At 66.4% G+C, this 8534-nt stretch carries 8 protein-coding genes; all 8 read right to left on the bottom strand.

Going from position 1 to position 8534, the window contains the following annotated elements:
* Positions 1-446 precede the first annotated feature (446 nt).
* The 8 genes from KDB67_RS17485 to KDB67_RS17450 all read right to left on the bottom strand — a co-directional run bounded on the left by KDB67_RS17485 (position 447) and on the right by KDB67_RS17450 (position 8534).
* The gene (locus KDB67_RS17485; RefSeq protein ID WP_291018294.1) at positions 447-1631 is read right to left on the bottom strand and encodes a thiolase family protein; all 1185 of its coding nucleotides are present in this window, start codon (positions 1629-1631) and stop codon (positions 447-449) included.
* Between the two features lie 71 nt (positions 1632-1702).
* Complete coding sequence (locus KDB67_RS17480; protein WP_291018290.1) at positions 1703-3289, bottom strand: class I adenylate-forming enzyme family protein; 1587 nt, start codon at positions 3287-3289, stop codon at positions 1703-1705.
* Positions 3290-3296: 7 nt separating this feature from the next.
* Positions 3297-3845 carry a twin-arginine translocation pathway signal gene (locus KDB67_RS17475; protein WP_291018287.1) on the bottom strand — a complete coding sequence of 183 codons (549 nt, stop codon included), beginning with the start codon at positions 3843-3845 and terminating at the stop codon, positions 3297-3299.
* Complete coding sequence (locus KDB67_RS17470; RefSeq protein ID WP_291018285.1) at positions 3842-4684, bottom strand: hypothetical protein; 843 nt, start codon at positions 4682-4684, stop codon at positions 3842-3844. Before KDB67_RS17470 ends, KDB67_RS17475 begins: the two co-directional genes overlap by 4 nt.
* On the bottom strand, positions 4654-4956 hold the full coding sequence (locus KDB67_RS17465) for a hypothetical protein (protein ID WP_291018283.1): 303 nt from the start codon (positions 4954-4956) through the stop codon (positions 4654-4656). Before KDB67_RS17465 ends, KDB67_RS17470 begins: the two co-directional genes overlap by 31 nt.
* Before the next feature lie 10 nt (positions 4957-4966).
* On the bottom strand, positions 4967-6073 hold the full coding sequence (locus tag KDB67_RS17460; RefSeq protein ID WP_291018281.1) for an MCE family protein: 1107 nt from the start codon (positions 6071-6073) through the stop codon (positions 4967-4969).
* Positions 6070-7194: an MCE family protein gene (locus KDB67_RS17455; protein ID WP_291018279.1), complete on the bottom strand. Its 1125-nt coding sequence runs from the start codon at positions 7192-7194 to the stop codon at positions 6070-6072. The genes KDB67_RS17460 and KDB67_RS17455 overlap by 4 nt, the downstream gene beginning before the upstream one ends.
* On the bottom strand, positions 7194-8534 hold the full coding sequence (locus KDB67_RS17450; RefSeq protein ID WP_291018278.1) for an MCE family protein: 1341 nt from the start codon (positions 8532-8534) through the stop codon (positions 7194-7196). The genes KDB67_RS17455 and KDB67_RS17450 overlap by 1 nt, the downstream gene beginning before the upstream one ends.

The following is an 8534-nucleotide window of genomic DNA, read 5'->3' as shown; positions in this document are numbered from 1 at the left end:
TCGCAACGGCCTCAGGGATCAAGAAGAGGCCACCGCTTTACAACACCCCAAAACCGTTGCCACACAAGTCAGGCCGTCATCTCACCGGACCCTTCGTGACCCTCGCTCCTACGTCGCAACGGCCTCAGGGATCAAGATGGGACAAACCACTACGGCGTAAGTCAGGCCGTCACCTCACCCGACCCTTCGTGACCCTCGCTCCTACGTCGCAACGGCCTCAGGGATCAAGATGGGACAAACCACTACGGCGTAAGGCAGGCCGTCACCTCACCGGACCCAACGCGGCCCTCACTCGTTCCTCGCAACGGCCTCAGGGATCAAGATGGGCGACGGTTTACAGCTTGGCCACGCATCTTGATCCCTGAGGCTGAAGCGACGTAGGAGCGAAGGTCACGAAGGGTCCGGTGAGATGTGCGCCTGACGTCACCACCTCCCGCCGGAGCGGATCAGCTTGCGGTTCTGAGGTTTTCGTAGATGGTGGCGTTGGCGGTGCCGCCGCCTTCACACATGGTCTGCAGGCCGTAACGGCCGCCGGTGCGGATCAGGTGTGAGACCAGGGTGGTGGCCAGGCGGGCACCGGAGCAGCCGAGCGGATGTCCGAGGGCGATGGCCCCGCCGAGGGGATTGAGCGCGGCATCGGAGGCACCGGTCTCGGCCTGCCAGGCCAGCGGCACCGGCGCGAATGCCTCGTTCACCTCGAAGGCGGCGATGTCGTCGATGGACAGGCCGGACCGCTTGAGTGCCAGCGCCGTGGCCGGGATCGGCCCGGTCAGCATCTTCACCGGATCGTCACCGGTGACCACCGCGGTGTGCACCCGGGCCAACGGGCTCAGGCCCAGCGCGGCGGCATGGTCGGAGGTGGTGATCAGGACCGCGGCGGCGCCGTCGGAGATCTGGGAGGCGTTGCCGGCCGTGATCACGCCGTCGGCCAGGAATGGGGCCTTGAGTGTGCCGAGCTTCTCGACGGTCGATCCGCGCCGGATACCCTCGTCGACCGACACCTCACCGGATTCGGTTTGTACGGTGAGGATTTCGTCCTCGAAAGCACCCGCGTCCTGGGCGGCGGTGGCCCGTTCGTGCGAACGCACCGAATACTCGTCGAGCTGCGTCCGCGACAGGTTCCACTGCCGTGAGATCAGTTCGGCGCCCGCACCCTGGTTGAACTTGCCGTTGAAACCGGGTTCGGTGGCAAGGACGTCTGCGTAGCGGTCGACGGCCGGTCCGCCCATCCGGCCGGCGCTCTCTACGTTCGCCGATCCCATTCCGATCGTCGACATCATCTCCACACCACCGGCGATGATCACGTCGGCCTGCCCGGAGATCACCGTGGCCGCGGCCGTCGAGATGGCCTGCTGGGACGATCCGCACTGGCGGTCGATGGTGAAGCCGGGCACGCTCTCGGGCCAGCCCGCGCCGAGCACGGCCATCCGGCCGATGTTGCCGGACTGTTCGCCGAGGCTGATCACGTTGCCCCAGTGCACGTCGTCGACGAGTGCCGGGTCGATCCCGGCGCGGCCGACGAGACCGTTGAGTACCTGCGCCGACAGGTCGACCGCATGCACCCCCGACAGCCCTCCGCCCCGCTTGCCGATCGGTGTACGCGCCACCGCCACGATTACCGCATCCCTCATGTCACATTCCTTTCGTCGAATGCGCCGCCGCTGCGGCACAAAGAACTCACCGCCACCCGGTTGCGGCGGCGTCAGTGAAATCTTGCCGCCAAATCGTTCTTACGGATCTTGCCCGTCCCGGTACGCGGAAAATCGTCCACCACGAACCATTGCGCCGGTCGCATCGCCCGCGGAAGATGTTCTGCGGCAAAATCTTCTATCGCCCGGAGGTCGGAGTCACCGCAGGCCGGCCGGACAGCGGCCACCAGGCGTTCACCGAGACGCTCGTCGGGCACCCCGAACACCGACACCTCCCCGACAGCGGCGCAACCGGTGAGGATCTGCTCGATCTGCGCCGGATACAGGTTCTCACCGCCACGGATCACCACCTCGCGCAGCCGGGAATGGAAGGTGAGCACCCCCTGCCGCAGGGAGACGAGATCGCCGGTGCGCAGCCAGCCGTGTCCGTCCGTCGCCGATTCGACGCGCAGCGTCTCCCCCTCGCGCACAAGATATCCCGACATGATCGTGGTGCCCCGAACGCACAGTTCACCGATCTCGCCGTCGGCGACGACGGTGCCGCCCTCGCCCGCGACGCAGTAGTCGCGTCCGGGTGCGGGGCGGCCGATGGTGCGGGTGCGTTCGGGTTGCGGGTCGCCGAGCGCGCTCAGCGCCAGGCACGGCGCCTCGCTCTGGCCGTAGCCGACGAGGAACCGGATCCCCAGATCGTGTTCGACCCTGTCGATGAGTGCGGGATCGACTCTGGTGGCGCCACCCACCACCGACACCACCGACGCGAAATCGGCGGGCCGGGCGTTGCCGCGGTCGAGCATGTCGATGATCATCGTGGGCACGAGTCCGACGATCGACGGCGCCGTGCGGGCGATGACCGCGGCGACGGTAGCCGGATCGAATCGGCCGACCGCAACGTAGGTCCCGCCGAGAGTGAGTGCGCCGATCAGACCGGCGACCGACCCCCCGACGTGGTCGAGGGGCAGCGGATTGAACAGCGCGTCACCATCGCGGGCGCCGGCCCCGCGCACGTACTCATGGGCCGATCCGAGCACCGCGCGATGGGACAGCACCGCCACCTTCGGGGTTCCGGTGGTTCCGGAGGTGAACTGGTAGAGGAAAGGGTCGCCCGGGTCGATCGGCACCTGCGGGCCGTGCGGGTCGCCCTCGCCGAGGACGCCGGCGGTCGCCACCCGCGCACAGGCGAGGTGGTCGAGCGTGGCGTACCGGGAATCATCGGGCACCACAAGCAGATCGAGATCGACCTGTCTACAGCGCGCGGTGATCGACGAGACCGGACCGGCCGGTATCGGCACCACCACGCACCCGGCCCGGGCGATCGCGAACGCCGCGACGATCCACGCCGTCCGGTCCTCACCCAGGATGCCTACCCGGGCACCGGCGGGCACCAGCCGGGCGATGCCCACGGCGACGCGCCAGGACCGGTCGTCGAGCTCACGCCAGCGGACCGCTCGGACAATGCCATCGGAATCCACCCACCGGATCGCGTCGTGGTCGGGGGTGCGGGCCACGACCCGCGCCAATTGCTCCGGAATCGTCTGTGCCGGAGCATCTTCGGATCCCGGGTCACCGGAGCGCGGCAGATAGGAGTATCCGGGCCACGCCGGGGCGCCCGGTTCGGGCAGGTGCTCGACGGCAATGGTCATCGCGGGCTCACACCGGATCGAATTTCGCGATCCGCCAATCCCCGCCGACCTTGGCCAGTTCGACGCGGACGCTGCTCGCGGTGAGCGTGGGCGTCGCGTTGTCCGCGGTGACAGTGGATTGGTTGATGAACACCAGCACCACGGCCCGATCTCCGGAGGCGGTCGACACGGCGGTGCCCACGACACTGGCCTGGGTGTCCACCGACTTCTCCTTCGCCGCCGGAATCACCACCTTGCCGGTGAAGTCCTTGTAATACTCGGCGAATTCACCGGTGAGCAGCTTCTGCGCCTTGGCCACATCGGAATCGACCGAGCCGTGTTTGTAAGACAAGATGGCGACCGAACCTTTGGCGGCCACATTCCCCACCTCGGACCGGGTGGTGTCGGCCTGTTGTGCGGGGCGCACATTGTTCCAGTACTGATAGGCGGCGCCGGCGAAGAGCGCCACGATCAGCACAGCAACAACAGCGAGCGCTATTCGCTTGGTGCCCTGTGGTATTGAGATCTGGGGTTTTGATAGACGAGGCTTACGGATTCTCGCGGTAGTACCGGTCATGGCACGAACTCCACCTTCGACACCTTGGGGATACCGTCGACGTCGACGACGGTGACCCGCAACCGCCACGCCCGGTCCTCGTTCTGGGCGCCGGCCGCATTCGACACCTGCGAGTTGCTTGCGATCATCACCACCAGCGAACCGTTCGAGTTCTCCTTCTCCACCCCGGCCAGCGCCACCTGTCCCTTGGTAGCCACCTTGGACTTCTGGATCACCTCGGTGAACGCGGCTCCGCGCTTCTCGAAGTCGGTGCGGAACTCGCCCGTGGCACTGGCCAATACCCGGTCCACATCCCGCTGGGCGTGCTCGTGGTCGAGGGAGGTCATGTTGATGACCGTCTGCTTGGCGACCTCGACGTACCGGTCGCGCCGGTCCTGCGCGTCGGTGTGGTCGCGATGATCGAGATACAGCAGCACGTTCACGACGACCCCGGCGATCAGCAGCATTGCCGCGACCGCGCCCACGATGAGCATGGCCCGCGAGGGTTTGCTCGCGCCGACCGGTTCATGATCGACCGGATCACTCTCGACGGAATCGTCCTCGGTCGGCTTCTTGTCCAGATCGACGGCCGCCGACACATCGGTAGTGCCCTGACCCGCGCCGGATAGCTCGAGATCGTCGGCTTTCGTTGCAGCCGTGGATGATTCCCCGGCATCCGGGTCGTCATCGGTGAACGCGCGTTCGGCCTCGAGTGCGGCCTCCTCCGCGGCGGAAGCGGCTTTGGCGGCGGCGTCGGCGGCCCTGCGAGCGCGTTCGGCACGGGCGCGGGCGGCCTTCACCGGATCGTCGTCCGGCACGTCCGGACCGGTCACGCCGCCGGCGTCAGCATCGTCTGCCACGTCGTATCCTTTCCGGTCGTGCCCGCCCGCAGATCGGATTGGGTGAATGTGGTTCCGTCACGGGTCCGCACCCGGCCGGTGCCCGGATCATAGGGTGCCACAGATACTTTCGCGTCCGACTTCGACGACGACGGGGCGATCTCGGCGTTCAGCTGCGGATTGTCCGTCGTGGGAGTGGGATTGCCGATCCACGGATTGTTGCCGAGCGGGTGATATTGCTCGTCGCTCTTGCACATGGTGACCGTCGGCGCCCGCTTTCCGGGTTTGTCCATGCATGGCAGGTTACGGGCACCACGGACGGCGATCTGTGAGTTCTGCGGGACGGCGCAGTACAGGTCCTCGTCGGTGCGGGGCGGTGAGTCCACGGCCGAGCCGTCGCGGCGCTCCGATGCGGGCAGGAAGCCGGTGGTGCACGGTGGTGACGAGTTGAGGGTGCTGGTATTGAACGACAGGAAGCCGCGATCGGTGCCGTCCATGTTGGGCACTGCGATGGTGGCCAGCGCCGCCACACCCTGCGGCAGGACGACGAGGATCTGTTCGAGGCTCGGGTTGTAGGTGACGCCCACCTTGCCCAGGCTCACCAGGTTGGCCAGCAGGATCGGCAGCGTCGGCTGCATCTGCTGGAACAGCGCGTTGACCTGCCCCATCGCGGGAGCACCACGGGCCAGGATGTTGCCGACCTTCTCGTCGGTCCGGGCGGTCTGCACCGACAGGGTCTTCAGGTTGGCAGCCCACTTTGCGGATCGAGTCGCTGGTCACCGCCTGCGAGTTCAGCAGCGGTTCGATGTCCTTGATGAGCGTGGTTATGGGCACCAGGTTGCCCTTGGCATCCTTGGACAACCCGTGCACCGAGTCGAGCAGGGCGCGCATCGCCGGGTCGGCACCGGAGAACGCGTCGTATGACTCGTCGAGCAGGTTGCTCAGCTGATCGCGCGGAATGTCCTGCAGCGTCTTGTTGACCGATTCGATGAGCGGACCCACATCCTGCGGGATGGACGTCTGCTGCTCGGCGATCACGTCGCCGTCGCGCAGGTACGGGCCGCGCAGGTTCGGCGGCACCAGGTCGAGGTACTGCTCGCCGATGGCCGAGCGGCTGTGCACGTCGGCATGGCTGTCCTTGGGCACCTTGACATCTGAGTCGAGGTCGAGGGTGGCGCGCGCGCCGGTCTCGGTGACCTCCACCGCGGTGACCCGCCCGATCGTCGACCCGCGGTAGGTGACGTTCGACGACGCGTACAGCCCGCCGGTCTCGGGCAGATCCACCGACACCTGATACCGACCGATGCCGAACTTGTCGGGCACCCGCAGGAACGACATCGCCATCACGCTGATGCCCACCACCGTGACGACGGAGAAGATCAGCAATTGCCAGCGGATGAGCCGGGTCATCGGACACCTCCACGCAGGATCGGTGCGGTCAGCGGGTTCTTGGTGGCCGGGGTGGGCTGGCGGCCGATGGTGCGCCCGAGCAACGTCTCCAGTGCGGTGAGATCACCATCGGCAGAGGTCATCTGCAGGTAGGAGTTGTCTGCTCGGCCGAGCGTGAGATCGATGGTGGCACTGAGGTTTCCGCCATCTCCGCGGATGAACTGCTTGATACCGGCCTGCGGCCACGGGAAAGTGGCGAGCAGTCCGAGCGATCGGGTGAGATTCGGTCCGGCATTGGCGAGCTCGCGCAGGCTGGGTGCCACCGCTTCGAGGTTGGCCTGCAGCGATTGCGAGCTGCGCCGCACCACCGAGTCGGCGAGCGAGGCGAATTCGCCGAGCGAGGTGATCGCGGTGCGCAGGTTCTCCCGGTCGCGGGCGAGCACGTCGAGTGCCGGTGGAATCTTCGCCAGCGCCGCGTCAACGGTTCCCGAGCGGTCGTTGATGGTGGTCGCCAGGTCGTCGATGCCGCGCATGGCCGCGACGAGGTTGTCGCGCTGCGAATTCAGCGATCGGGAGAAGACGTCGAGCTGGGTGATCAGCGACCGTGCATCGGCGGTGTGCCCGTCGAGGGCGGCGTTGATCTGCTGGTTGATCTCCTGCAACTGGGCCAGCCCGCCGCCGTTGAGGACGGTGGACACCGAGGCGAGGGTCTGCTCGGTGGTGGGATAGCCGCCGGCCCGCTGCAGCGGGATCAGATCACCATCGCGCAGTTGACCTTTCGCCGGTTCGCCGAGGGGTTCATCGAGGGCGATGTGCAGGGTGCCGAGCAGGCTGGTCTGCGCGACGGTGGCGGTGGTGTTGGCCGGGAGCTTCACGTCGCCGCCGAGGCGGATGGTCACCAGTGCGTGCCAGCCCTGCAATTCGATGCCGGTGACGGTGCCGACGTTGACGTCGTTGACGAGGACCTGCGAGTTCTGTTCGATGCCATTGATATTGGGCATCTGGATGCGCACGTGGTACGAACCCTTGTCATCGCCCTTGGTGCCGGGCAGACCAACCGAGTTGGGTCCGGTCCAGCCCGAGCACGAGCTGAGCAACAGCACGGCCAGCGCGGTGATCGCGGCCTTGAGGAATCTGGTCATCACCGGCCTCCCGTCCCCGGCAGCCGCATCAGGCCGGCCAGGCCCGAACCACGGCGCACCATCTTGCGTCCGGAATCACCGGATGCGCTTGTCGCCGAGGTGAACACACCGGGCATCGACGTATTCTTCTGTCCTGAGCCGGGTTTCAGATCCGGCTGACTGTAGTCGATCTGTTCTGGGCGCATCTGCACGCTCTGAATGGCGTTGGTGCCTACCGGCGGATAGTTGAAGGCCACGCTGTTAAGTACCGGCCCCAGGTATTGCGCACAGCGCCGCGCCGATTCCATCGCGCCCTCTCCGGACGCCGATTGGATGGCGCCGCAGATGAATTGGATCGGATTCTGGAACTGGGTCACCGACAGCGCGCCGGTCAGGGTGCCCTGGGCGGGCTGATAGATGTTGTAGAAGTTGGCGAATGCGTTGGGTCCCACGTGCAGCAGCTGTTCGATATCGGGTTGGCTCTGTTTCAGGGCGGTGGTGACGCTCGCCAGCCTCGACACCGATGTGGCGAGTTTGTCGCGGTTGTCGCCGACGAACCTGGTCACCTGGTCGAGCACCGCATCCACGCTGGTCACCGCGGTGGACAGTTCGTCGTCGGTGGTGGTCAGCACCGAGGTCACCGACGCCAGATCGCGGTTGAACTGGGCCATCTGGTCGCCGCTGAGTGAGAGCGCGCTCGCGAACACCTTCAGATTGCGGATGGTGGCGAACATATCGGACCGACCGTCCCCGAGAGTCTGTGCCGCCTTCGACAGTTCGGTGAGGGTGCGGTTGATATCGGTGCCCTTGCCGTCGAGAGTGCTCGCGGCCGAGGAGATGAAGTCGCCGAGCGGTCCGCGGGCACCGTCGGCGCCGGTACCGATTGCGGTGCTCAGGGATTCGAGCTGATCGCGGAAATCGTCCCATTCCACCGGAACGGCGGTGCGGTCGATGGGGATGACCGCACCGTCGGCGAGGGTGGGTCCGCCGCTGTAACCGGGCGTGAGCTGAATGAAGCGCGAGGACACCAGCGTCGGCGACATGATGACCGCCTGCGCACCGGCCGGGACCTTCTGATCCTGAATACGGAAAACGACCTTCATCTTGTCGCCGTCGGCGGAGATCGAACCGATCTTGCCGACGGTGACGCCCATCAGTTTCACGTCGTCACCGGCGTACAGGCCGTTGGTGTTCTCGAAGTAGGCGGTGACCTGGGTGGACGTCGCCTTGGTGTAGAACTTCCATCCGATGATTCCGGCGACACACGCCACCACGAGCAACGCGGCGACGACGGCGGTGCGCCTGCTGATACCCGAGACGAAGCCGGCGACGTCGGCGCGGTAGTCGGCGAGGATTCCCAT

The sequence above is a fragment of the Gordonia sp. (in: high G+C Gram-positive bacteria) genome (genome assembly GCF_020438995.1).
In the GTDB taxonomy this organism is placed as follows: Bacteria; Actinomycetota; Actinomycetes; order Mycobacteriales; family Mycobacteriaceae; genus Gordonia.
The sequence above is the reverse complement of the archived record's forward strand: the minus strand, read 5'-3'. Positions and strand labels throughout refer to the sequence as shown.